General features: G+C 41.0%; 1 protein-coding gene. It reads right to left on the minus strand.

Annotation, left to right across the window (positions count from 1 at the left end):
* The coding region (locus tag ACWHAR_RS23145) for a YczE/YyaS/YitT family protein (RefSeq protein ID WP_452087955.1) at positions 1-646 on the minus strand (646 nt) is incomplete at its 3' end.
* Between the last annotated feature and the right edge of the window lie 391 nt (positions 647-1,037).

Raw genomic sequence — 1,037 nt, forward strand, 5'->3', positions numbered from 1 at the left:
GCGACATATGTACAGGCTTGGCAGCTCTGATGCGCCTTCCTGCCATTGCTGCTTTTAAAAGCTGTTTGGACTGCGGCAAAGAAAACCGCAAAATCAGGCCGGTTAAAATGGCGGTTAAAACAGTACCGATGCCGATCGGCCCGCCGAGCAGCCAGCCGATCAATAAAATCGTCAGCTCCATTCCGTTTCGGACCCACTGAACGTTCCAGCCCGTTTTCTCGGAAATCAAAAGCATCAGGGAGTCACGCGGACCCGCACCGAGATCGGCCGATACATAAATGCCGACTCCGTAACCGATAAAAATAACGCCGATCACGAATACGACAGTGCTTGAAATATACGTTTCCGGGTCTGGAAGAATATAAGTAAAGAAATCTATAAAAATACCGATTAACAGCATATTGAGCACGGCGCCGATTTTCGGCCATGCTTTTGTAAATAAGGACGTTAAACCTACGATGACCGCCCCGACAATAATCGCCCATTGGCCGACCGTAAGGCCCAAAAGCATATACAGCCCGTAGTGAAACGCATCCCAAGGACCGATGCCGAGCACTTTCCCTTCAATCGTAAGAGAAACCCCGAAAGACAAAACAATCAATCCGACAAAATAAAAAAGCCAGCGCAAAACAAGTTCCCGCTTCAATGGATTCCCCTCTTTTCAAAAAAACAATCAATTGTCATTGTATCATATTCTTCAGTGGGGTGATATCCAAAAAATGTTTTATTTTGTGTAATACTTGTACCAAACTTTATTAAAATAACAATTGACTAAAAGATATTTCCATTTTATAAAATTAATGTATAATATTTACTAGTAGGTGATCTTTATAGGGATAGTTGCTTAAAAGGTATATAGACTTTAATGGATTTGGGATCATTCTAAAAAAGGAGAGTAAACATGAAGAAACTTTATATTAGTGCTGTCCTGGGTTTATTGTTTGTTTTTGTTGGTGGAACAAAAATACATGCTCAAGAACCACAGAACAATAACGGGGTTTTGGATGAGAATAAATTCATTGATGAAACAGTGTATT

The sequence above is a fragment of the Bacillus sp. LR--39 genome, from assembly GCF_053613335.1.